Source organism: Acidiphilium rubrum, from assembly GCF_900156265.1.
In the GTDB taxonomy this organism is placed as follows: domain Bacteria; phylum Pseudomonadota; class Alphaproteobacteria; order Acetobacterales; family Acetobacteraceae; genus Acidiphilium; species Acidiphilium rubrum.
This window is the reverse complement of sequence record NZ_FTNE01000019.1, coordinates 30,890-55,749: the sequence shown is the minus strand read 5'-3', so window position 1 is coordinate 55,749 and position 24,860 is coordinate 30,890. Positions and strand designations below refer to the sequence as shown.

General features: G+C 63.0%; 20 protein-coding genes. 9 read left to right on the top strand and 11 right to left on the bottom strand.

The genetic code is table 11. From position 1 onward, the window contains the following. Positions 1–24: 24 nt before the first annotated feature. Genes BW994_RS13580 through BW994_RS13570 form a run of 3 tightly spaced genes read left to right on the top strand, consistent with a single transcriptional unit; the run spans position 25 to position 4,215 of the window. Complete coding sequence (locus tag BW994_RS13580) at positions 25–792, top strand: tetratricopeptide repeat protein (protein WP_029312606.1); 768 nt, start codon at positions 25–27, stop codon at positions 790–792. Further along, entirely contained in the window at positions 785–2,983 is a 2,199-nt protein-coding gene (locus BW994_RS13575) for a tetratricopeptide repeat protein (protein ID WP_029312607.1), read from the top strand. The genes BW994_RS13580 and BW994_RS13575 overlap by 8 nt, the downstream gene beginning before the upstream one ends. Before the next feature lie 32 nt (positions 2,984–3,015). After that, positions 3,016–4,215: a pyridoxal phosphate-dependent aminotransferase gene (locus BW994_RS13570; RefSeq protein WP_029312608.1), complete on the top strand. Its 1,200-nt coding sequence runs from the start codon at positions 3,016–3,018 to the stop codon at positions 4,213–4,215. A 23-nt stretch (positions 4,216–4,238) separates the two neighbouring features. On the opposite strand, the gene BW994_RS13565 is transcribed toward BW994_RS13570, so the two are convergent. Beyond that, the gene (locus tag BW994_RS13565; protein ID WP_029312609.1) at positions 4,239–4,973 is read right to left on the bottom strand and encodes an LrgB family protein; all 735 of its coding nucleotides are present in this window, start codon (positions 4,971–4,973) and stop codon (positions 4,239–4,241) included. Further along, a complete protein-coding gene (locus BW994_RS13560; RefSeq protein WP_029312610.1) occupies positions 4,973–5,314 on the bottom strand; it encodes a CidA/LrgA family protein in 342 nt (113 codons plus the stop codon). The genes BW994_RS13565 and BW994_RS13560 overlap by 1 nt, the downstream gene beginning before the upstream one ends. A gap of 75 nt (positions 5,315–5,389) precedes the next feature. Between BW994_RS13560 and BW994_RS13555 the strand changes: the two genes are divergently transcribed. After that, positions 5,390–6,250 (top strand): PaaX family transcriptional regulator C-terminal domain-containing protein, encoded by an 861-nt coding sequence (locus tag BW994_RS13555; protein WP_029312611.1) that lies wholly within the window; start codon positions 5,390–5,392, stop codon positions 6,248–6,250. Here the strand turns inward: BW994_RS13555 and BW994_RS13550 are convergent. After that, complete coding sequence (locus BW994_RS13550) at positions 6,215–6,925, bottom strand: TetR/AcrR family transcriptional regulator (protein ID WP_081849139.1); 711 nt, start codon at positions 6,923–6,925, stop codon at positions 6,215–6,217. The genes BW994_RS13555 and BW994_RS13550 overlap by 36 nt on opposite strands. Positions 6,926–7,126: 201 nt before the next feature. Between BW994_RS13550 and BW994_RS13545 the strand changes: the two genes are divergently transcribed. The 3 genes from BW994_RS13545 to BW994_RS13535 are packed head-to-tail and all read left to right on the top strand — an operon-like array spanning position 7,127 to position 13,020. Next, a complete protein-coding gene (locus tag BW994_RS13545) occupies positions 7,127–8,716 on the top strand; it encodes an efflux transporter outer membrane subunit (RefSeq protein ID WP_081849140.1) in 1,590 nt (529 codons plus the stop codon). Continuing rightward, positions 8,713–9,966: an efflux RND transporter periplasmic adaptor subunit gene (locus tag BW994_RS13540; protein ID WP_081849141.1), complete on the top strand. Its 1,254-nt coding sequence runs from the start codon at positions 8,713–8,715 to the stop codon at positions 9,964–9,966. The genes BW994_RS13545 and BW994_RS13540 overlap by 4 nt, the downstream gene beginning before the upstream one ends. Positions 9,967–9,969: 3 nt before the next feature. Beyond that, the gene (locus tag BW994_RS13535) at positions 9,970–13,020 is read left to right on the top strand and encodes an efflux RND transporter permease subunit (RefSeq protein ID WP_029312615.1); all 3,051 of its coding nucleotides are present in this window, start codon (positions 9,970–9,972) and stop codon (positions 13,018–13,020) included. 68 nt (positions 13,021–13,088) lie between these two features. On the opposite strand, the gene BW994_RS13530 is transcribed toward BW994_RS13535, so the two are convergent. The 8 genes from BW994_RS13530 to rpmH form a co-directional block, all read right to left on the bottom strand. Further along, entirely contained in the window at positions 13,089–16,244 is a 3,156-nt protein-coding gene (locus tag BW994_RS13530; protein ID WP_029312616.1) for an efflux RND transporter permease subunit, read from the bottom strand. A 4-nt stretch (positions 16,245–16,248) separates the two neighbouring features. Beyond that, complete coding sequence (locus tag BW994_RS13525; RefSeq protein ID WP_029312617.1) at positions 16,249–17,397, bottom strand: efflux RND transporter periplasmic adaptor subunit; 1,149 nt, start codon at positions 17,395–17,397, stop codon at positions 16,249–16,251. Between the two features lie 398 nt (positions 17,398–17,795). Then, a complete protein-coding gene (argB, locus tag BW994_RS13520) occupies positions 17,796–18,695 on the bottom strand; it encodes an acetylglutamate kinase (protein ID WP_029312618.1) in 900 nt (299 codons plus the stop codon). A gap of 123 nt (positions 18,696–18,818) precedes the next feature. Next, a complete protein-coding gene (yihA, locus tag BW994_RS13515; RefSeq protein ID WP_051657452.1) occupies positions 18,819–19,478 on the bottom strand; it encodes a ribosome biogenesis GTP-binding protein YihA/YsxC in 660 nt (219 codons plus the stop codon). Positions 19,479–19,480: 2 nt separating this feature from the next. Then, positions 19,481–21,262, bottom strand: a complete 1,782-nt coding sequence (gene yidC / locus BW994_RS13510; protein WP_029312620.1) for a membrane protein insertase YidC — start codon at positions 21,260–21,262, stop codon at positions 19,481–19,483. Then, positions 21,255–21,551, bottom strand: coding sequence for a membrane protein insertion efficiency factor YidD (gene yidD, locus BW994_RS13505; protein WP_051657453.1), 297 nt, complete (start codon positions 21,549–21,551; stop codon positions 21,255–21,257). Before yidD ends, yidC begins: the two co-directional genes overlap by 8 nt. Continuing rightward, positions 21,548–21,946: a ribonuclease P protein component gene (rnpA, locus tag BW994_RS13500; RefSeq protein WP_029312622.1), complete on the bottom strand. Its 399-nt coding sequence runs from the start codon at positions 21,944–21,946 to the stop codon at positions 21,548–21,550. The genes yidD and rnpA overlap by 4 nt, the downstream gene beginning before the upstream one ends. A 50-nt stretch (positions 21,947–21,996) precedes the next feature. After that, positions 21,997–22,131 carry a 50S ribosomal protein L34 gene (rpmH, locus tag BW994_RS13495; RefSeq protein WP_076454639.1) on the bottom strand — a complete coding sequence of 45 codons (135 nt, stop codon included), beginning with the start codon at positions 22,129–22,131 and terminating at the stop codon, positions 21,997–21,999. A 374-nt stretch (positions 22,132–22,505) separates the two neighbouring features. Here rpmH and BW994_RS13490 point away from each other — a divergent pair, with 374 nt between their 5' ends. Next, a complete protein-coding gene (locus BW994_RS13490) occupies positions 22,506–23,420 on the top strand; it encodes a patatin-like phospholipase family protein (RefSeq protein ID WP_029312623.1) in 915 nt (304 codons plus the stop codon). Beyond that, on the top strand, positions 23,417–24,859 hold the full coding sequence (locus BW994_RS13485) for a sensor histidine kinase (RefSeq protein ID WP_245594161.1): 1,443 nt from the start codon (positions 23,417–23,419) through the stop codon (positions 24,857–24,859). Before BW994_RS13490 ends, BW994_RS13485 begins: the two co-directional genes overlap by 4 nt. Position 24,860 lies beyond the last annotated feature (1 nt).

The following is a 24,860-nucleotide window of genomic DNA, read 5'->3' as shown; positions in this document are numbered from 1 at the left end:
ACACTCATCGTTAGGACATAAAAGATGCCCGCACTTTCCAATACGCTCGATCAACCGGTGGTCAGCCAAACGTCACCACCGGATTTCTCGGCAAGTCTGGTCCAGCGCGTTCGCAGCCTGATTGGTCGCGGACAAATCAATGCTGCGAGTTTGCTGTTGCCGACATTGCAAAAACTATGTCCTGACCATGCCGATATTGCGCTCATCAAACTCGAAATTGCCCTTGCGCGCGGCAATCTTGCCGATGCGAAATCAGCGATCGACCAAGGTCTGACCGAATCGCCGAATAGTGCTCCTTTGCTGGTCTTGCGCGCTCGGCTGAATTTCCAGAACAGGGACATGGTCGGTGCCGCGTTGGCTGCCGCCGACGCAGTCATCGCGGATCCGACCAATCCATCGGCAAAGTCAGTCCTCGGCCAGGCGCTGCTGGAACTCGGCCAGACCGAACAGGCCGCAATCTGCCTGCGCGACGCCTTGGCGGATATGCCGACGGATATGTCGAGCCTGACTGCGCTGACCCGTGCGGCACCCGCAGATGCGGTTGCGATGATCCGAGCGGCTATCGCGGCCGGGAGTGATAACGCTGGTATGCGAAACGCATTGATTGGCGCATTGCTCGAAGCCAGCGACACCGATGCCGCCGACATCGAGATCAGGGCCATGACGGTCGGCGGATTGGCTGACGCTCAAACTGGGATTTTGGCAATCCAATCGGCGGTCAAATCCGGCCGATGGACCGAAGCTACGGAGCTCTTCGGTAAATCGACCGCACATCTGCCACGTCATGCTTGACGCTGGCCGCTCCGACCCCGCGATCGAAACGCCGATCACGCTGCTGAGCCGGGCCATCCTGCTTGAGGATCAGGGCGAACGTGATGAGGCGCGCACCCTGATGTCTCAGGTGGCGGATATGGCGCCGGATTGGGACGAGCCTTGGTTGCGGATCGGTCAGAGTTGGCGCGGCGAAGGGCGGCGCGCTGAGGCGATCGCGGCATACGATGCGGCGCTTCTGCGCAATCCGAACCGGTTCGAGAGCCTATTGGCGCGCGGGGTTCTCACGCTCGCCCAGAACCCTCAGAATGCCGTCGTATTGTTGCAGCGCGCCGCCGATGTGGCGCCTGATCAACATCAGGTCTGGCACGCGCTGGGATACGCTCTGACCGTGCTCGATCAAGGCGTCGCGGCGGCGGACGCGCTTGCGACCGCGGGGCGGCTGGCACCGAACTGCCTGCTCTATGCGGTCGATTTGATGGATGTGATGCGACGATACGGCTTGGACGAGGTGACCTCACCACCCGAGTGGTCGGATGGGGTACGGCTCGCGATGGACGGGCGGGCGGCAAGTTCGCGCGGCGCATTCGACGAGGCCGCTGACTTGCTGGAGGCTGCGGCCATACTGCTTCCTGACGACGTCCTCGTCCTGAAAGATCTGGCTGCCGTTTATCTCGGCACGATGCGCCCTGAAATGGCGGAACCTTTGCTGCGCGAAGCGACTCGGTTGCTGCCTGGCGACGCGGTCACGATGAACGATCTGGCAGTGGCGATGGCACGCCTGTATCGATTTGGCGAGGCCGAAGCCCTGATGAATCAGATCGGAGGCGATGACGCTTTGCCACCACAGATGCTGTTCAACAGGGGTACGTTACGGGCCGCGCTCGGCGATTTCGAAGGATCGCGCCGAGACATCGATGCGGCGAAAGCCGCGACCAGCGATTTGCGCCTGGCGCTGCAATCGGAGTGTGCGTTGCTGCCGTATCGCAGCGATGCCAACGCCGCGTCCCTGCGCGACGCCATGGCAGCCCTTGGCAACGTCCTGCCGCGCGACGACTCACCGTTGATGCGGCTGCGTCCGCTATCCGCGGCCGATCGCGATCGACCCTTGCGGATCGGCCTGTTGTCCAACACGTTGCGTCTCCATCCGGTCGCGTGGTTGACGTTCGCCGGCCTCAAGGCCCTCGACCAGACGAGGTTCTCGCTGCATTGTTTTGGTCACTATGAGTCGAGCGATGTTTTCGCGCCGGATTTCGCGCAGCATGTTGCAGCATGGCATGACATCGACGCGATGACCGATCGCGAAGCGGCCGCCTTCATCGCCACCCAGGATATCGATATTCTGATCGACCTGAGCGGCATCGGCGATGGCGGGCGCACGCCGATCATGGCGTACCGGCCCGCGCCGGTGCAGATCAAATGGGTCGGGACGCAGGCCTCGACCTCCGGCGTACCGACGATGGACTGGCTGATCAGCGATCGTTGGGAAACGCCTGAAGGATACGACCGCTTCTACACCGAAAAACTGCTTCGGATGCCGGATGGTTATGTTTGCTATACGCCGCCGCCACAAGCCGCAGACGTGAGCGCGTTGCCGGCCTTCACCAACGGCCATCTGACATTCGGCTGCCTCAATAATCTGGCGAAACTGACCGACGCTTCGTTAGAACTGTGGGCCCGGCTGCTGGCGCGCCTGCCGGACGCGCGATTGATTTTGCGCTGTCCGCAGTTCTCCGAACCCAGAGTGTTGGAGCGGTTCATCGGGCGGGCCGAAGCCCTCGGACTACCGTCATCGCGGCTGACCCTTCAGGGTAAGGCGTCACATCAGCTTTTCATAGCGTCCTATCGGGACATCGATATCGCCCTCGATCCCTATCCTTATTCCGGCGGCCTGACCACGTGCGAGGCGCTGTACATGGGTGTGCCGGTGATCACGCTGGCGGGTGATTTTTTTGCCGCCCGCCATTCGGTTAGTCATTTGTCGAACGTCGGGGTCGAGGGCTGCGTGGCGACCACGCCCGATGAGTATATCGAACGTGCCCTGGCGATGGCCCGCGATCTGCCGGGTCTCGCTGCGCTGCGGGCGCGGTTACGGGCGCAGGTGCTGCAAAGCCCGCTATGCGATGCACCGCGCTTCGGCAAAAACCTCGATGACGCGTTGCGGTTCTCTTGGCATGAGTATTGCGCGGTCGCGCTCTCGGCCGCCGCTTGATCTGAGGGCGTGTCTGTGGTCCTGCGGATTGCATGACACGTTTCACCGCCCGCATCCGACGCACCAGACCAGCCGCCACCTTCGCCATGGCAGCCCGCGCCCGCGCCCTGCGCGCCGCTGGCAAGGACGTCATATCCCTGTCGATCGGCGAGCCTGATCTGCCCACGCCCGCGCATATCATCGAAGCGGCCCATCGCGCTGCGAAGGCGGGCGAGACAAAATATCCGCCCATCGCCGGAACCGAGGCCTGCCGTGCCGCGGTTGCGCGCAAATTTGTCCGCGAGCAGCATTTGCCGGTCACCGCGAAGGATGTGCTGATTACCAACGGTGGCAAGCAGGCGATCTTCAATGCCGTCATGGCGGTGATCGAACCCGGCGATGCGGTGATCATCCCCGCCCCGTGCTGGGCCGGTTACATCCAGGTCGTTGAATTCGCCGGCGGTGTGCCGGTGTTTCTCGGTGGTCCGGCTGCCGGTGGCTTTCACCTCGACCCGGCAGCGCTCGACGCGGCCATGACCGATCGAACCCGTCTGCTGCTGTTGAATTATCCCAACAATCCGTCCGGCGCCGTCGCCGATGCCGCCCTGCTCGAATCGATTGCCGCGGTGCTGCGCCGGCATCCGCAGGTCTTGGTGATCTCGGACGATATTTATGAACATCTGATTTTTGAGGGCGCTTACCATACGCTCGCCGCCGTCGCACCGGACTTGGCCGATCGCATTGTCACCATGAGCGGTGTCTCGAAATCCTATGCGATGACGGGGTGGCGACTCGGTTTCTGCACCGGCCCGGCCGACTGGCTCGCCGCGATGAGTCTGGTGCAGGGCACCGCCACCGCCGGCGTTTCCACCATCAGCCAGGCCGCCGCGGTCGCCGCGCTCGATGGACCGCAGGACCTGTTGGCCGAGCGCCGTGCCATCTACCGCCGTCGCCGCGATCTGGTCACGGCCGCGCTGGCGGATGCCCCCGGGCTGATCTGCGCGAAGCCCGAAGGCGCGTTCTACGCTTTTCCCGCCGTCACCGGCCTGCTTGGCCGTAGTACGCCGGCAAGGCAGCGGCTGATGAACGACGATGACGTGGCCAACGCCCTGCTCGATGAGGCGCTGGTCGCGACGGTGCCGGGCTCGGCGTTCGCCATGGCCGGGCATATCCGCCTTTCGACCGCGACCGGCGATGCCGCGCTGGCTGAAGCCTGCGGCCGCATCGTACGGTTCTGCCACGCATTGTGCTGATCGGCGCAGCGCGGACGCGCCGCTCAGAACCCCAGCCACCGCACCAGAAACGGCACCAAGATCGCGGTGATCAGCCCGTTCAACCCGATCGCGAGGCCGCCGAACGCGCCGGCGGTTTCGCTTACCAGCAACAGGCGCGCCGTCGCCAACCCGTGCGCGCCGGTGCCGCCGGCCAATCCCTGCGCCCGCCGGTCCACGATCCGGAGCAGGCGAAACAGCGGAACGCACACCAGCCCGCCGAACACGCCGGTCAGCAACACGAAAATCGCGGTCAGCGAGGGAATCCCGCCCAGATCCTGCGAAATCCCCATCGCGATCGGCGTGGTGACCGATTTCGGCGCCATCGAAATCACTACATCGCGCGGCGCCCCCAGCGCATGCGCCAGCAGCATGGCCGAGACCGAAGCCGTGACCGAGCCGGCCGTCACCGCCACCAGAATTGGCACCAGATTTCGCCGCATCGTCGCGAAATTCGCGTACATCGGTACCGCCAGCGCCACTGTCGCCGGCCCGAGCAGAAACTGCACATACTGCCCGCCCCGGAAATAGGCCTGGTACGACGTGCCGGTCGCCAGCAGCAGAACCGCCAACACCGCGATCGAAACCATGATCGGGTTGGACCAGGCGGCATGGCTGGTCCGCCGATCGAGCCAGGTTGCTGCCTGCCAGACCAGCAAGGTCGCGACCAGACCAAGCTGCGGCCCACTCTGCAGATAGACCCACACGTGATATAGATCGCCGCGCGCCAGACCGTGCATCAGCGATCTCCGCGGGCGAAAATCTGCATCAGCGTCCCGGTCACGCCGAGTGCCAGGAGCGTCGAAACCGGCACCGCCACCGCAATCGCCAGCGCATCGACCCTGATCACGTGCAATTCGTTCACGATCCCGACCCCCGCCGGCACGAACAGCAACCCAAGCTGGCGCAACAGACCGCCCGATGTTTCATGCAGCGCGGGCGATGGCCCGCCGCGCCAGACCAGCAGCGCCAGCAGAAACACCAGCCCCAGCACCGGCCCGGGGATCGGCCAGCCGGCGGCGTGGGCAATGATGGTGCCAAGTAATTGGCACACCAGCAGTAGCGTGATCGCTCCGACCATGATCTCTCCGTGTCAGGCCTGAATCCGACGCCGGCCGTACTGGCCAAAGATAGCGGATTGAGGTGTTATCGAAACATGAATGCCCATGTCGCCGCCCTGGTGATCCGATTGCAAGAGCAACCCTCACATACCGGGTCGCTGATCATGACGCTGATGGGCGATGCGATCATGCCGCGCGGCGGCGCCGTTGCCCTGTCGACCATTCTGGACCTGTGCGCCGGCCTCGATATCGGTTCGGGCGTGGTGCGTACCGCCGTCTCTCGCCTCGCGGCCGATGGCTGGCTGCTCGCCAGCCGGCAGAGCCGCGCGAGCTTCTATGAAATCGGCCCGGCGCGGCGCGGCGAATTCGTCCGCGCTGCGCGCCATATTTTCGGCCCCAGCCGCCGTCCGCACGTTGAACAGCTCAGCCTGATCCTGCTCGAGGCCGGCGAAGCGCGCGAGGCGCTGCGCAATCGGCTGACCCGGCTCGGATTCGTTGCATGGCAAGGCGTCATGATCGCACCGGAACGCCCGCTGCCGCCCTCGGTCGCGGCGAACGTCCTCGCGGTTACCGCGACGGCGACCGATGACACCATCATGCGCCTTGCCACCAAGGCATGGCGGCTCGAAGGGCTTGCGGCACTCTATGCGGATTTCATCGAAACCTTCCGCCCGATCGCCGACATCGCCGGCGGATTCACCCCGCGTGATGCGATGCTGGCGCGCACCCTGCTCATCCATGATTATCGCAGGATCATGCTGCGCGATCCCCGCCTGCCGGTCGCGTTTTTGCCCTCGCCCTGGATCGGCGCCGACGCCCGGCGCCTGTGTGCCGCGATCTACGCTGGCTTGCGCCTGGCGTCCGAACAATGGCTCGATGCCAACGCGCTCATACAGTGCGGCAATCTACCGCCGGCCGATTCATCCCTTGGCCATCGCTTCGCCGACCTGCGCTGAACCGCGCGGCCGTGCTCCTGCCAGAAACAGCGCGACCGCCCGTGCAATTCGTGCATCCAGGGCTGCCCGGCTGGGTGCCTTGCCGATGCCGAGCAGCATCTCGATGTGGATATTGCCGATCACCATGCCGTAGAGCATTTGTGCCGCTTCATCGGGGTCCGCGATGATGAGCGTGCCGGCGGCGCAGCAGGATTTGAAATAGGATTGCAACGCATCGCGGCAGGGTTTCGCACTTTCGCGGTCGAGCAGACGCGACAGCGTCGTGCCCTGAATATATTCCGCCATGATCAGGCGCAGCAGCGCGACCACCGACGGGCTGAGCACATGATGCGCCCAGACCGAAAGCATCTCGTGCAGTACATCCTCGACCGAGCGTCCCGCAGTCTCGACCGAAAAATCGAACGGCTTGCGGTGCTGGGCGAGCAGGGCGGTGAATAATTCCTCTTTCGACTGTACCAGTTGATACAGTGTCCGTTTCGAAATCCCGGCCGCTGCGGCCACATCATCCATGGTCGCTTCATGATAGCCGCGCTTGGCGAACACCCGCTCCGCCGCCGCGATCAGCGCCGTGCGGCGCTGTTCCAACGTATCGGCGATGCCGCGCGCCGATGATGCCTGCGACCCACCGCCCGAACCAGGGCGTGGCGTGCGTGAAACGGCTGCATTGGTATCCATCAATTCTTTCCCGGACTATGCAAGACATCGCAGAGACCCACCCTGATTTCAAGCGCCTGCGCTGCATGTTTCGATCAGCTTGACGAGAGTGGTGAAAACTCGGTAGTTTCCAACCCGTACTTCAGGAGGCTTCGCCGCGCAGATGCTGGCACCACGAATTCGGGCCACCAACGATCTGTCGCGTCACGATCATCACCCGGCATGACAGATCAAACTTCACAATTGCGCCTTGCGGTGCGATCACGTTCCCTCTGCCGTTCGGGCCTGTTCGGCCCGGCGCTGCTCTGCACTTCGGTTTTGGGCGGCTGCGCCGTGGGGCCGAATTACCACCAGCCCGCAGCACCGCGCGTTGGCAGCTACACCGAGCACAGGCTTCCTACCACTACGGCGACCGCGCAGGCCGAAGGCGGCACGGCACAACGCTTGGTGATGGGTCAAGCGATTGAAGGCGAATGGTGGAATCTGTTTCACTCCCGTCCACTTGATGGTTTGATCGCTACCTCACTCGCCAACAACCCCAGCCTGCTCGCCGCGCAGAACGCCCTGCTTGCAGCGCGCGATACAACCCGTGCGCAGGAGGGCTCGTTCTTCCCTTCGCTGAGCGGTAGTTTCCAGGCCACGAGGGAGCGCAGCCCATTCGGCTTCACCAGCGGCGGCACCGGCTCGACGGCCGCCGGCACCACCGGCACCGCGGCCAGCGGGACCGGCAACGCGCCGTTCTCGTTGCTCAACGCCTCGGTCTCGGTCTCCTACGCGCCGGATATTTTCGGCGGCGTCCGCCGTCAGGTCGAAGATCTCCGTGCCCAGGCCGAGGATCAGCGGTTCGCCCTCGAAGCCACCTACCTCTCGCTCACCGCCAATATCGTCACCGCCGCGGTTACCGATGCCTCGCTGGTCGAACAGATCAAGGCGACCAACCAGATCATCGCGGCGGAGGAGCATGAACTCCGCATTCTGCACAGTCAGGTCGCGCTTGGCGGCATCCCAGCCGCCAATGAATTGACCCAGGAAAGCCAGCTCGCCCAGACCCGCGCCACCTTGCCGCCGTTGCAGAGCCAGCTCGCCCAGGAGCGCAACCAGCTCGCCGCCTATGAAGGCGTGCTGCCCAATCAGTTCCAGCTGAATAATTTCAGCCTCGCCGATCTCACCCTGCCGCATGACCTGCCGGTGAGTCTGCCGTCTGCGCTGGTGCGCCAGCGGCCGGACATTCGCGAGGCCGGCGCCGTGCTGCACGAGGATACCGCCCTGGTCGGCGTCGCCACCGCGAACATGCTGCCGCAGATCACTCTGACCGGCAGCGTCGGCCACGAAGCCCTCTCGGCTGCCTCGCTGTTCACGCCGCAAACCCTGCTGTGGAGCCTTGCATCCGGCATCACGCAGCCGCTGTTTCAGGGCGGCACGCTGCTGTTCAAACGCCGCGCCGCGATCGCGACCATGCGCGAAGCCGCTGCCACCTATCAGAACACCATCGTGCTCGCCTTTCAGAACGTGTCGGACACCTTGCTCGCCCTGCATTACGATGCCTCGACCCTCGCCGCCGACACTATTTACGAGCAGTCCGCTCAGCGCAGCCTCGCCGTCACGGAAAATCAATACAGGCTCGGCGGTGCGCCCTACACCGCGGTGCTGACGGCCGAACAAACTTATGAAACAGCCGTCATTGCCCGCATCAAGGCAAGCGCGCAACGCTATGCCGACACTGCCGCCCTGTTCCAGGCGCTCGGTGGTGGCTGGTGGAACCGCCAAGATATCGCGAAAGACGTACAAAATTGCTGTGGAGTCCTGCCATGACGGCGCAAGCACTCGAACCGACACCCGCCGGCCCGGTCGGTGTTCCCCCCCGACGCGCCGAGAAACCGCCGCGCCCGATCCTGCGCATGGTCATCATGCTTATCCTGGTCGGGGTCGTCCTGTTCCTGATCTTCGGTTACGGCACCTTCCGCAACATCATGATCGGCAAGTTCCTCGCCCAACTGAAAAATCCGCCCCAGACGGTCGCGACCGTCATCGCGGAAAAAACGCCGTTCCAGCCGCGCGAAACCGCAACCGGCACTCTCATCGCCCGCCAGGGTGCCGCACTCTCGGCACAGATCGCCGGCATCGTGCAGAGCATCGATTTTCATTCCGGCGATGATGTCAGGAAGGGCCAGCTCCTGGTCACCCTGCGCCCCAACAACGACGATGCCTTGCTCGCCCAATTGCAGGCCACCGCCGCGCTCGACCGAGTCACCTACCAGCGCGACATCGCCCAATACCACGCCCAGGCCGTGAGCATGCAGACGGTCGATACCGATCGCGCCAATCTCGCCAGCGCTGAAGCCCAGGTCAAAAGCCAGCAGGCGCTGATGGCCGAAAAGAAAATCTACGCCCCGTTCTCAGGCCGCATTGGCATCCGTCAGATCGATCTCGGTCAGTATCTCGCCGCCGGCACCACCATTGCCTCGCTGCAGACCCTTAACCCGATCGATATTGATTTCTACCTGCCCCAGGCGGCGCTGCGCACCATCCATCCAGGCATGAAAATCCAGATCATGGTGAATGCGTTCGAAGCGACGCCGTTTACCGGTACGATCGATGCGCTGGATTCTTCGGTCAGCACCACCACCCGTATGATCCAGGTCCGCGCCAGCCTGACCAACCCGCACAACGAACTGCGCCCGGGCATGTTTGCCCGCGTCGCGATTGATGTCGGCGCGCCGGACAATCTGGTTACCCTGCCGCAGACCGCAATCGCCTATAATCCCTACGGTGATACTGTGTTTCTGGCGGTGAAGGACGACGATACATCCAAGGCCCCCGCTGGGGCCGCTGGGGGGGCGGCCAGCAAAGACAAAGCGGCCCAACCATCCCTACAGGCCCGCCAGGTGTTCGTCACACTCGGCAGCGCGCGTGGCGATCAGGTTTCAGTGGTCAAAGGCATCACCGCCGGGCAACAGGTGGTCGTGGCCGGCCAGATGAAGTTGCGCAACGGCACCCCACTGCTGATCAACAATAAAATTCTGCCACAAAATTCGCCTGATCCCATCGTGCCGAACCACTGAGCCATGAAAAATTTCACCGCCCTGTTCATCAAGCGGCCCGTGCTTGCCTTCGTGGTCAGCGCCGCCATTCTCGTGATCGGCCTGAAAGCGATGGGCGGCCTCGCCGTCCTCGAATATCCAAAGACCGAAAACGCCACCATCACGATCAGCACGACCTACCCGGGTGCCGACCCCAACACCATGGCAGGCTTCGTCACCACCCCGATCGAGCACGCCGTCGCCCAGGTCAACGGCATCGATTACATGACCTCGACCAGCCAGACCAGCGTCAGCACCATCACCGTCAACCTCGTGCTGAACTACAATGCCGACAAGGCGCTGACCGAAATCCAGGCGCAGATCCAGTCCGTCCTCAACCAATTGCCCAGCGGCACCCAGCAGCCCCAGCTCAAGCTGCAGATCGGCCAGCAGCTCGATGCCATGTATATCGGCTTCAAGAGCGACGTCCTGAGCCCCAACCAGGTCACCGACTATCTCACCCGCGTGGTCCAGCCCGAATTGCAGTCGGTCCAGGGCGTGCAGGTGGCCGAGATCCTTGGCGCGCAGAATTTCGCGATGCGCATCTGGCTCGAACCCAACAAGCTCGCCGCCTACGGGCTCACCGCAAGCCAGGTCTATACCGCACTCTCCGGCAATGATTTCATCAGCGCACTCGGCAATTCCAAAGGCACCAGCACCCAAACCTCACTTACCGCCTCTACCAGCCTGCACAGCGCCGCCGAGTTTCGCAACCTCGTGCTGCTGCAATCGGGCGGTGCGATCGTCCGGCTGGGCGACGTCGCGAAGGTCGAGCTCGGGTCCGCCACTTACGATGGCCAGGTCGCATTCGATGGCAAACCCGGCGTCTACATCGGCATCCAGGTGGCACCGGGTGCCAACCTGCTCACCGTGGTCAACGCCGTCACCAAAAAATTTCCACAAATCCAGTCGGCGCTGCCCTCCGGCCTCGTTGGCGCGGTGGTCTATAACTCGGCCGAATTCGTCAACGCCTCGATCCATGACGTGATTGCCGCCCTGATCGAGGCGCTGCTGATCGTGGTCGTCGTGGTGTTTGCCTTCCTCGGCACGCCGCGCTCGGTCATTATCCCGATCATCGCGATCCCGCTCTCGCTGATCGGCACGTTCGCGGCCATGCTGATGCTCGGCTTCACCATCAACCTGCTCACTTTGCTCGCCCTCGTGCTCGCGATCGGCCTGGTGGTCGACGACGCCATCATCATCGTCGAAAACGTCAACCGCCATCTCGACATGGGCGAGCCGAAAATCACCGCCGCGATCAACGCGGCCGGCGAACTCGCCGCCCCGATCGTCGCGATGACGGTGGTGCTCGCCGCGGTCTATGTGCCGATCGGCTTTCAGTCCGGCCTCACCGGGGCGCTGTTCACGGAGTTTGCCTTCACGCTGGTCTCCGCCGTCACCATCTCGGCCATCGTCGCGCTCACCTTGTCGCCCATGCTGTCCTCACGCCTGCTGCGCCACATCGGCCCTGACGATCACAGTCTTGAAGCCAGGCTGTCACGCTTCATCGACCGCCGGTTCGAGCAGGTTCACCGGCTTTACATGCGCCTGCTGCGCGGCAGCCTTAAAACCCTGCCGGTCACCCTGACGTTCGGGGCCATCATTCTGGTCAGCATCTATTTTCTGGCGGTTGGCTCGAAAAGTGAACTCGCCCCGCAGGACGACCAAGGCGTCGTCATCCTGTCGTCTACCTCCGCTCCCAACGCCACCCTGGACCAGAAACTCCTCTGGGATCAGGAACTCAATAAACTCATGATCGCCCATAAATCGGTCGCCCATACCTTCCAATTCGAGACCACCACCTTCTCGATCGCCGGTATGGTGCTGAAACCCTGGGATCAGCGGAAAAAATCGGCGCAGGAACTCCAGACCGAAATCCAGAACGAGGCCGCCGGCGGCGTTGCCGGCCAGCAGATCGTCGCATTCCAGCCGCCGCCATTACCCGGCTCGCAAGGCCTGCCGGTGCAATTCGTGCTGAAAACCACGGAATCCTTCGCCCAACTCAACACCGTCGCGCAAAAAGTCCTCGCTGCTGCACTCAAGACCGGCAAATTCATCTTTCTGCAAAGCGATCTGAAAATCGACCAGCCACAAGCCACCGTTAAAATCGACCGCGCCGAGGCCGCCAACCTTGGCCTAACCATGAGCCAAGTTGGCGCGTCGCTGTCTCAGGCGCTCGGCGGCAATTACGTCAACTACTTCAGTCTCGATGATCGTTCCTACCAGGTGATCCCGCAGGTCTCACAGAAATATCGCCTCAACGTCTCGCAACTCCTGACCTACCCGATCACCTCGATTGGTGGCGTGCCCATCCCGCTCGGCGCGATCGCCACGATCGTTCCAACCGTCATTCCGGAATCGGTCAACCATTTTCAGCAACTCAACGCCGCCACTATCCAGGGCGTCGCAGCACCCGGCGTCTCCACCGGTGAAGCCGTCAGTGTGCTGCAACAGGCCAGCAAAAAAATCCTCCCCGCCGACTACGACATCGACTACGGCGGCGCGATGCGCCAGTTCGTACTTCAGCAGGGCGGCTTCCTAGGCACCTTCGGCGTCGCGGTCATTGTTATCTTCCTCGCCCTTGCTGCCCTGTTCAATTCGTTCCGCGATCCGCTGATTATCCTTGTTTCGGTCCCGATGTCGATCGCCGGCGCTCTCATTTTCATCTACCTCGGCTTCGGCCTCAGCCTGAATATCTACACCGAAGTCGGTCTGGTCACGTTGATGGGCCTGATCAGCAAACACGGCATCCTGATCGTCGAAGTGGCCAACGAGGGACAGGTCAACGGCATGACCAAGCGCGAAGCGATCGAACACGCCGTCGGTATCCGGCTTCGCCCGATCCTGATGACCACCGCCGCCATGGTGCTCGGCGTCGTGCCCTTGATCATCGCCACTGGCGCCGGCGCGGCCGCCCGCTACAATATGGGCATGGTGATTGCGACCGGTCTCGCCATCGGCACGCTGTTCACCCTCTTTGTCCTCCCCGCCGTCTACCTAGTGATCGGCCAGCAACACACCGCCGAGACGACCTGAAACGCCTGGGATCGACGGCACGTCAGAAAGGCCGGGAGCAAAGCCCCTGGCCTTACTGACGCCCGCGCTCAGTCGTCGCCAACGTGTTCGGCAATGCGGGGTTGGGGTTGGGTGTGGCGTTTGCGGCCGGTGCGTTCGCGCAGGCTTTCGAACACGACGTAGAGCAGCGGGATGACGAAGATGCCGATGCCGCTGGCCAGGATCATGCCGGCGAACACCGGGGTGCCGAGCGAGCGCCGGGTGATCTGGGCGGCGCCGGTGGCGATTACGAGCGGCAGCAAGCCGAACACGAAGGCGATCGAGGTCATCATCACGGCGCGGAACCGCATTTTGGCACCCATGATGGCCGCTTCGTGGATGCTCATGCCTTCCTCGCGGCGTTCCTTGGCGAATTCGACGATCAGGATACCGTTTTTGGCGGCGAGCGCGATCAACACGATGAGTCCGATTTCTGCGTAGAGATCGAAGGTCAGCCCGGCGATGACGATGCCGAGCATGGCGCCGAACACGCCAACCACGACGGACAGCAATACCGGGATCGGGATGATCCAGCTTTCGTACAGGGCCACCAGGAACAGGAACGCGAAGGTGAGCGACAGGCCAAACACGTAGATCGCCTGGCCTTTCGCCTGTTCCTGCAAATAGGCGGTACTCGTCCAGTCGTACGAGAAGCCGGCCGGCAGCACGCGGGCCGAGAGTTTCGCCATCGCGGCAAGAGCGGCATTCGAGGACACGCCCGGTGCCGGGTTGCCGATGATCGGTGCCGCTTCGGAATCGTTGTAGCGGCTGATGATCTGCGGTCCGAGCACGGTATGCGCGGTGGCGAGCGAGCGCATCGAGATCATCGCACCGGAGTTGCTGCGCACGTAGATCCGCCAGATCCCGGCCTCGGTATCGCGATCGCGCGCCTTGGCCTGGATGTTCACCTGCCACACCTGGCCGAACAGGTTGAACTGATTGACGTAGTAGCCGCCCAGCGAAGCCTGGAGCGCCTCGAAGATCGAGGATACCGGCACGCCGAGCGCCTGTGCCTTGGTGCGGTCGATATCGAGATAGATCGAGGGTGTGTTCGCCGAATACGTGCTGAAGACGTGGCTGAGTTTCGGATCGCCGTTGGCCGCGACGATCAGCGCCTTGAGCACCGAGTTGAACTTCTGCTCGCTGGCCGATTGCACGTTCTCAAGCTCGTAGGTGAACCCGCCGTTGGTTGACAGGCCGATAATCGGCGGCAGGTTGAACGCGATCACGCTGGCGCCTTTGATCTGCGCGCCCATCGCGAACACCTTGCCGATCACCGCCTGCACCGAATTCGCCGCCCCCGGCCGTTTCCCGAACGGCTTCAGATGCGCGACCATGAACAGCGCGTTCGGCTCGGTCGCCGAATCCAGAATCGAGTAGCCATTGATCGCAATCACGTCCTGCACCTGCGGCAGGGTATGGATCATTTTGGCGAGTTTCTGTCCCATGGCGTCGGTGCGTTGCAGCGAGGCGCCGGGTGGCAGCGTCGCCTGGATGAAGAACGCACCCTGATCCTCATCGGGCAGGAAGCCGCCCGGCGTGATGCTGCCGAGCACGGCGGCACCGATGCCGAACAGCAGGATCACCACGAGCGCAAGCACCGAGCGTTTGATCACCTTGCCGACGAAATTGGCATATCCGTCGCGCGTGCGATCGATGAACCCAAGGATCTTCGCCATGACGCCGCGTTTATGGGTCTGCCGGCGCAGCAGCAGCGCGCAGAGCGCGGGCGACAGCGTCAGCGCGTTCAGCGCCGAAATCAGCATCGCGGTGCTGATCGCGACGGCAAACTGGGTGAATAGCAGGCCGGACAGACCCGGAATGAACGCGGTCGGTACGAACACCGACAGCAGCACCAGCATGATCGCGATGATCGGCGCTTGGATCTGCGCCATCGCCACTTTGGCCGCTTCCTTGGACGACATCTCCGGGTTTTCTTCCATCACCCGCTCGATGTTTTCGACCACGACGATCGCGTCATCCACCACCAGCCCGGTCGCGACCACCAGCGCGAGCAAGGTGACGGTATTGGCTGAATAACCCAGTGCCAGCATGAAGGCGAAACTGCCTAGCAGCGCGATCGGCACGACGATTGAGGGCACCAGTGCCGCGCGCCACGAGCCGAGGAACAAGAACACCACGATCACGACCAGCACGAACGCTTCGATCAGCGTCTTGATCACCTCATCGATCGTGTCGGACACGAAGGAGCTGGAATTATACACCGTCTTGTTGGACAGGCTCTTGGGAAACCGCTTCGCCAGCGTTGCGATTTCCTTCTCGACCCGCGCGGAGGTGGCCACCGCATTCGCACCCGGCGACAAGAACACGCCGATCGCGACACCGGGATGGCCGTTGATCCGGTCGATCTGATTTTCGCTCTGCGGCCCGAGCGCGATTTTCGCGACATCCTTGAGCCGCAGCAGCGACCCATCCTTGTTGCCGCGGATCACGATGTTGCCGAACTGCTTTACCGTGCTCAGCCGGCCCTGGGTCTGCACTGAAAGCTGATACTGTTGATCGTGGCCGATCGGCATCAACCCGATCGTACCGACCGGCGCCTGCGTGTTCTGGTCCTGGATCGCGCTGATCAGATCGCCCGGCGTCAGCCCCAGCTCGGCGAGGCGGTTGGTGTTGTAGACCACCCGCATCGAGTAATCCTGCTCACCGAACATATGCGCCTGACCGACGCCTGCCACCCGTGATAACGGATTGAGCACGTTGATCTTGACGTAGTTGGAAATCTCGAGCGGCGTCAGCTTGTTGTCCGGGCTATAGAAAAACACGAATTGCAGCACCGAGGACGATTTTTTAGTCACCGTCACGCCTTCCTTCTGCACTTCGGAGGGCAATTGCGTCAGCGCCTGCTGCACCGCGTTGGTAACGTTCACTTCATCGATGTCAGGATCGCTGCCGAGCTTGAAGGTCACCGTGAGGCCGTAGGTGCCATCGTTGGCGCTGGTCGATGAATAATAAATCTCATCGTTCAGCCCGTTGATCTGTTGCTCCAGCGGCTCCGCGACCGTGTCGTTCACCACCTTGGCCGAGGCGCCGGGATAGGTGGCGCTTACCTGCACCGATGGCGGCACGATCGAGGGAAACTGCGCCACGGGTATCCGAGTCATCGCAATCGCACCAGCGATCGTGATCACGATCGCAATCACGATCGCAAAACGCGGCCGATCGATGAAAAATGAAGGAATCATCGGCTTATCCCTGCGCCACGGGCGATTTCACCACATCAGGTTTAACGACGATGCCGGGGTGCACCTTCTCGATCCCATCGACGATCACCTTGGCACCCAGCGCTAGCCCGCTCGCAACCGTCGCCGTCGCCGGGGTGGTCTGACCGAGCTTGATGCTGGTCCGAACCACCTTGTTCTGTGCGTCGAGCGTCAGCACGTAATCGCCCAGCTGGTCGGACAGCACGGCATCGCGCGGCAGCACGATCTGCTCGACCGGATGTTTCGCCCGCACCACAACCGTTACGAATTCGCCGCTGGTCAGTTCGCGATTGTTCACCTTCGCCTTGCCCAGCCCGGGGATTACCGGATTGGCGATGGTGCCTTGCATCGCCAGACTGTCGGTCGTCTGGCTGATCTGGTTGCTGGTGAAATCGAGCGTACCGGTCTGCTTGTCCATTCGCCCGTCCGGCAGCCGCAATTGCAGTTCCACCGCATCGAGCCCGCCCTGCTTGGCGTATTCCTGACGTAGTTTCAGCGCATCCCGCGCCGGCATCGAGAACGTCACGTTGATCGGGTTCTGGCTCACCACGGTCGCCAGCGTGCCGGTGGTCGGGCTCACGACGTTGCCGATGTTGATATTGGTCGGCCCGATCCGCCCGTTGATCGGCGCGCGGATCTGCGTGTAGCTCAGATTGATCGCGGCGGTCTCGCGCTGCGCCTTGGCGGAAGCCACGTTGGCGGCATCGCTCTGCTCGGTCGCACGGTCGTTATCGAGCGTCGAACGTTGACCCGCCGGCGTATGTAGCAGCGCTTGCGACCGGCCGAGTGTGATCCTGGCATTTGCCAGAGTCGCCTCCGCCGATGAAACCGCCGCATTGGCCTGGTCGAACGCCGCCTGATACGGACCAGGCTCGATCACGTAGAGCAACTGGCCTTTCTTGACGTCACCACCCTGGTGGAACAGCCGCTGCTCCAGATAACCGGTAACCCGCGGCACCAGATTGACAATCTGCGTCGCCTGGATGCGCCCGATATAGGACGTCTCCTGGTAGACCTTCTGCTTGTGCACCACCACCACGCTCACGGCGGGCGGGGGCGGGGCGGCGGCGTGGGCAATGCTGATACCAGCCACAACGGCAACCGCGGCGGCACGTCCACTCGTCACTCGACGCATCGAAACCTCTTTCAAGACCGAACCAGAACAGGGAAGATCGGTTAAAACCCGACTTCGGCAAGCCGGCCCGCAGCCAGCGGCGGGCCAAGCGGACCTCATCATTAAAAAATGACAATGATGCTGCCATGCCGGAACGTAAGGCCGCGGCGCTGCCGCGTCAATCACGTGCCCGTCGGGGTCCGTTTGATCGGCGAGGTGAGGGGAGGGGAGAGCCGGCTTTGTCGCGAGCGAAATACGGGCATGATCACCGGTGTCCGTGTTCGGACAGTGCCACCGAAAACGCCAGTTTCCCGCATCAACGAAAGTTTTTTGCTGGTTTTTTACAAAAAAGCAGGGCTTGCCTGCCGCCGAACGCAGCCCTGCCGTCGCAACATTTAGTCACAAACCAAAATCCGGCCTTAAGCGTGGATCAACGTGCCGATGCCGCCCTCGGTGAACAATTCCAGCAGGCAGGCGTGATGCACCCGGCCATCCAGAATCGTCGCCCCCTTCACCCCATCACGCACCGCGGCAATACAGGTCTCCACCTTCGGGATCATGCCGCCCGATATCGTGCCATCGGCGCGCATCGCATCGATCTGATCGACCGTCAGATCCGCCATCAACTGCCCCTCGCGATCGAGCACCCCCGGCACGTCGGTCAGCATCAGTAGCCGGTTTGCGCCCAGCGCCCCGGCAATCGCCCCGGCCACCGTATCGGCATTGATATTATACGTCGCACCATCCGCGCCGACGCCGACCGGCGCAATCACCGGAATCAACCCCGCCCCGGTCAGCGCATGGATCACCCGCACATCGACATGCTCAGGCTCGCCGACAAACCCAAGATCGAGCGCGGTCTCGATCGCACTGCCAGGGTCCCGCCGCGTCCGCGTCAGCTTGCGCGCGCGGATCAACCCGCCATCCTTGCCGCAAATCCCCACCGCCAGCGCCCCGGCGCGGTTGATCAGCCCCGCGACCATTTTATTGACCGTGCCGGCCAGTACCATCTCCACCACCTCGACCATGGCGGCATCGGTCACCCGCAGGCCATCGACGAAGGTCGACTGGATTTTCAGGCGTGACAGCATCGCATTGATCTGCGGCCCGCCGCCATGCACCACGACCGGATTGATACCGACCTGCTTCAGCAGCGCGATATCGCGGCCGAATTCATCGGCCAGCGCGTCCTCGCCCATCGCGTGACCGCCGTATTTCACGACGATCGTCGCACCGGCGTAGCGCCGCAGGTAGGGCAGGGCGAGGGCAACGATGCGCGCCTGCTCGGCTGCGTCGGCGTGGCGGTCGGTACTGGTCATGGCGGCACGAGGTTCCTTTGGCTTGGGGCCGTCTATGGTGAGGGGGGCGCGGGGTCAAGTCGGCGGAAACAGGGAAGGGACGGCTTCTTTTTTGTAAAAAAGAAGTGCTCGTCTTCCCTCACCTCAAACGACCAACGCCGCGATCGAAGCCCGCAATTCGGCAATCCCCAGCCCGGTCTCGCTCGATGTCACGATAACATCATTCAGCGCCGCCGGATGTTTGCGCGCAATCGCCAGAATCGCTTCATGCTTGCGGGCCAGCACCTCGGGTTTCATTTTGTCGGCCTTAGTCAGCACGATCTGAAACGCCACTGCCGCCTTGTCGAGAATGTCCATGATCGTGTGATCCGCCGGCTTGTCCTCGATCCGTGCATCCATCAGCAGCAGTACCCGCCGCAGGTTCGGCCGGCCGCGCAGATAGCGAAACATCAGCCCCTGCCAGTCCCGCTTTACCGCCTTCGGCGCTTCGGCATAGCCGTAGCCAGGCATATCCACGATCGAAAGCCGACCCTCACCGACCTGGAAAAAATTCAGCTGCCGCGTCCGCCCCGGCGCCTGCGCCACGCGCGCCAGCGCGACATGTCCGGTGATTGCATTGATCAGCGTAGACTTGCCGACGTTCGAGCGCCCGGCCAGCGCCACCTCAATGCCGCGCGCCTCGAGCAAGCCTTCCACCGTCTGCGCCGCGTGCACGAACTGGGTATTCTGGGCGAACAGCAACCGCCCGGCTTCGAGCGCCGCAGCCTCGCCGATTTCAGGATCGGGGGGGATAACCTCGGGCATCGTCAGGCCTTCACATCAACTTGGCGCCGCGGCGGCCGCGTCACGCCGCGCATGATGAACCATTGTTGCAGGATCGTCAGCGAGTTGTTGATGCAATAATACAGCACCAGCCCGGCGGCAAAGCGGCCGAGCATGAACGTGAAGATTACCGGCATGAACTGCATCATCTTTGCCTGCGTCGGGTCCGGTGGCGGCGGGTTGAGCTTCTGCTGGCCCCACATCGTCAGCCCCATGATGATCGGCAGCACGCCCAGATGCAGGAACGGCGACAACGTGCTCGGATGATACGGAATCAGCCCGAATAGATTGAACACATTAGTCGGGTCCTCGGCCGCCAGATCATGCACCCACAGCATGAACGGCGCATGCCGCATCCCGATCGAGATGAAAATCACCTTGTACAGCGAAAAGAAAATCGGAATCTGCGGCAGCATCGGTAAACAGCCCGCCGCCGGGTTCACGCCCTCCGATTTATAGAGCGCCATGATCTCTTTCTGCTGCTGGACCGTATCGTCCTTCAGCCGCTCGCGGATGGCAGCAACCTTGGGGGCCACCGCGCGCATCCGCCCCATCGACCGGTAGGACGTCCGCACCAGCGGAAACAGGACGAGCTTCAACATCACGGTGAATACGATGATCGCGACACCATAATTGCCGAACACCGAGGCCAGATAATCCAGCGCCTCGAAAATCGGCTTGGTCAGAAAGAAGAACCACCCGAAATCGATCGCCCGCTCGAACAGCGGAATATGATATTTCGCCTCATACCCGTTCAGAATGCTGAGAACCTTGGCCCCGGCGAACACGTGCAGCGTGGTCCCCGCCGTCGCACCCGGTGCCGCATCGATTGCCTTGGCCGTCATGTAATCGACCTGCCAGGCTCCCTGCTTCGGATCGCCCGGCCGCTCCAGATACCGATAGGCACCGGTCATCTCGGTGCCCTGGCTCGGAATCAGCGCGGTCAGCCAATATTTTCCGGTAATCCCGGCCCAGCCGCCCAGATTCGTGTCCTGAAATGCCGTGCCCGGTGCCTGGCCGACCTGCGGATGCTTGCCACCCGATTTCACGCCATCATAGCTCATTTCGTGGAGCGTGCCCTTGAACGCGCCGATCGGCCCCTTGTGCAGCGTGAACGACCCCTCGACCGTCGGCAGATAGTCCCGCCGGATGCGCGACCACGGAAACACCGCAACCGCAGTCTTGCCGGCATTCACCACCCGCTGCTGCACCGTCACCATATATTCGGTATCGACCGTCATCAGCAGCTCGAACGTCACGCCCGCGCCGTTGTTCCACGACAGTGTGACCGGATGATTGGGCGACAGCGTCCCCGCCGAACTGGTCCACAATGTCTGCGGCCCCGGCACCGCCAGCGCCGAACCCGGTGCCGCATCCCAGCCGAATTGCACGTAATACGATTTCTTGCCGCCCGGCCGCGACAGCAATTGCACCAGCGGTGATTTTTTCGAGACGGTCTGATGGTAATTGGTCAAAACCAGATCATCGAGCCGCGCGCCCAGCAGGCTCATCGAGCCTTTGATCGCCGGCGCATCGATCATCAGTCGCGGCGCGGCGGCCGCGGCCGTTGTCGCCTCGCCCGGTACGCCCGGCGCCGCACCGGACGATGCGGCACCGCTCGCAGGCGCCATCGTGCGCGATACCGTGCTGTGCGCCACGATCGGCTTCGGCGGCGGCTTGGGCAGGAAATAGCCGCCCAACACCTGGAAGATCACCAGGATCACGAGCGAGATCGAAATAGCGTATAAAAGTCGGCGATTATCCATGAATTGTCTTTTCGTTCGGTAACGAGGAAGCCTCGGGAGCGTCGCAAACCATCAGGGCCGGTCGCGGTGCCGGCGGCACGGGATCAATGCCGCCCTCATGCCACGGATGACACAGCAGAATCCGCCGCACCGCCATCAAACTTCCGCGCGCCGCGCCATGCAGATCCAACGCCTCCATCGCATATGCGCTGCACGAAGGGTAAAATCGGCACTGGCCACCCAGCACCGCAGCGCCGATGAGCTGATACGCGCGCACCGCACCGCGCAAAGCGCGGGCCTGCGGCGTCATGAAGACGGGCCGTTCACGGCACCAGCCGGCCCGGACGATTGATGTCCAAATGACAAATCCAGAATCGCGCCGATGTCCGCCCGCAAATGCGTGAAATCCACCGTGGCACTGTCCTTGCGGGCAATCAGCACGATATCCGCGCCCGCCACTTCGCCGCACGCCCGGCGCGCCGCCAGTTCCAGCCGGAACGCCGCCCGCAACCGTCGCCGCGCACGGTTGCGCGCCACGGCATTGCCAGTTTTGCGACTCGCCGTCAGCCCCAGCCGGAGCTGATCATCAGGGCTGGTCTTGAATACCTGTACCACAACACCAGGCCGCGCCATCTTGCGGCCACGTGCAGCGGCACGCAAAAAATCGGCACGTTTCGGCAGAGACTCAGGAAGTGCCCGTGGCATCAAGCCGGTCCGCAATCAAAGAGATCGGTGCCGAACATCAGCACCAGAAATCAGGCCGAAAGGCGCTTGCGGCCCTTGGCACGACGATTGGCCAGAACCTTGCGGCCGCCAACGGTCTCCATGCGCGAGCGGAAACCATGGCGGCGCTTACGAACGAGTTTGGATGGCTGATAAGTGCGCTTCACGGTCTGTACTCCAACAAATCCCGGTCTGACGGGCAGATCATTATGATGACAAAAACGGACACGAGGCCGCGTTCCGGGTGGAGCGGCTCATCGTCTCGCCGTCTTAAGCATCACGGCTCGCTGCCGTCAACAAATCAGCGCGGTTGGGTGTGGGTTTAAGGCAAGGAGGAAGGAAGCGCTTCTTTTTTGGAAAAAAGAAACAACAAACTTTCTGACCCTGGAGCACGGGCGTTTGAAGCGGCGCCGTCCCAAACGAACAAAGTTTTTTTGCTTCTTTTTTGTTCACAAAAAAGAAGACCTTCCTTCTTCCTTCGCTTTACCACCCCGGAACCCTGTGCGCTTGCCGAAACGGCGTTCGGCCCACAGTATGGGTCATGACCAAGAAAAGCGCCCGAACCGCCGGCCCTACTGCCCTGGCCCTCCAAGGCGGCGGCTCCCACGGCGCCTACGCTTGGGGCGTGCTCGATGCCCTGCTCGAAACCGGCTTCACCTTCGATGCCGTGTGCGGCGTCTCCTCCGGCGCCATTCTCGCCACCATGGCCGTGCAGGGCCTCGTGCGAAACGGCGCCACCGGCGCCCGCACCGCCATGGCCGCATTCTGGGACCGCGTTGTCGCCACCAATATGTTCGCCCCGCTCACCGGCCACCTCGACCGCTGGGTCCCCGGCTTTGAAATCGGCCGCGAATTCGGCAACAGCATCGCCATGCAAGGCATGTCCGCCCTGGTCAACATGTTCGGCGCCGCCACCATCAACCCGCTCGGTCAGAACCCGCTGCGCCCCATCCTCGCCGACCTGCTCGACCCCGACGCCCTGATCCACCCCAGCGCCAAACGCCTGTTCATCGCCGCCACCGCCGTCGAATCCGGCCGCCCCCGCATCTTTACCAACCAGGACATCACAACCGACGCCCTGCTCGCTTCCTCCTGCCTGCCCATGCTGTTTCCCCCCGTCACCATCGACGGCATCGCCTACTGGGACGGTGCCTACTCCGGTAACCCACCCCTCGCACCACTCCTCGCCCTCAATCCAACCCGTCTCGTCCTCATCCGCGCCCAAAGCCGCCTCCGTGCCGGCGTGCCCACCCAAACCAACGATATCCTCAACCGCGTCCAGGAAATCGCCTTCCAAACCGCCATCGACGCCGAATGCGCCATGCTCCCCCCCAGCCTCGCCTTCACCGAATACACCGCCGACCAGGCCCTCGCCGGCCTCACCCCCGAATCTCGCGCCAACGCCGACCGCACCTTCCTCGACCGCCTCTTCACCGCCGGTCGCGCGGGCGCATGACCGCCACCGGCCCTCGTGGCGGTCATGCGCCGGAGCGGCGGATGTTGAGGCCGATGGCGCGGCGGGTGCGGCATAGTTTATCGGCGCGGTTGTTGTGGTTGACCGTGGGTGTGACGTTGCTGGTCGAGGTGATGATTCTGTTGCCGAGTTTGGGGCGGGAGCGGATGGCGTGGCTGACCAACCGTGTGACGGAGGCGCATCTGGCGGGTTTGACGGTCTCGACGGCGCCGCATGGTGTGGTCGATTTATCAACGCGCAACGAGTTGTTGCGGTTATCGGGCACGGAGGCGATCCGGCTGGTCGAGGGCGGGCGGAGTATTTTGGTGTTGCCGCCGCGTGGCACGGTTCATGCGGAGGGCCAGATCAATATTGCGCATGAGACGTTGATTGGTTCGATGGTGCGGGCGGTTGCGGTGGTGCTCAATCTGGAGCCGCGGGACATTCTGGTGACGTCGCCGAGTCCGTTGCAGAAGGGTGTGATTGTCCAGATTGTCGTGCACAATCCGACTTTGGCTGATCATTTGCGGCGGTATATGGCGCATATCGCGGCGTTATCGGTGGCGATTGCGTTGGTGACCGGGCTGATGGTGTATCTGGCGCTCGACCGCATATTGGTGTTGCCGATGCGCCGGCTGACCGAGAGTATTGCGCGGTTTCGGACCGATCCTGAGCATGCGGCGCCGCTGGCGATGCCGCGCCGCCGGCGGGTTCGTGATGACGAGATTGCCTTGGCCGCCAGTGAACTCACCGCGATGCAGACGGAGTTGCGAGCCGCTTTGTGGCGCAATGCGCGGCTGGCGGCGTTGGGCACGGCGGTTGCGAAGATCAGCCATGATCTGCGCAACATTCTGTCCTCGGCGCTGCTGGTGGCGGACCGGCTGTCGGGCAGCGACGACCCTGGCACACGGCGTGCGGCGACGACGTTGGTGACCGCGGTGGAGCGCGCAACGGATCTGGTCACCAAGACGCTGACCTTCGCGCGTGAGGGGCCGCCGGCGGTGTTGCGGGCCGGGTTTCCTTTGGGCGATCTGGTCGGTGAAGTGGCCGAGCAGGTGATGGCGCAGGTCGAAACGGTCGCGGTCGCTGCGGAAATCGCATCCGGTCTGGCCCCGCCGCTGGACCGGACGCAGATGTTTCGTGCTCTGTTCAACCTGATCCGCAACGCTGCCGAGGCGGGGGCCCGGCATGTGACGGTGCGGGCGGCCAGCGAAGCCGGCGTTGTCACGATCGATATCGAGGACGATGGTCCCGGCCTGCCTGAGCAAGCCCGCGCCAATTTGTTCCGTCCTTTTACCGGTTCCGCCCGCCGCGGCGGCACCGGTCTGGGCCTCGCGATCGCGCGCGACCTCGTGCGCGCTCATGGCGGCGAACTCGACCTGGTGGCAACCTCCGACCATGGGACTCTGTTCCGAATTAACCTGCCGACCGAACTGATATAAT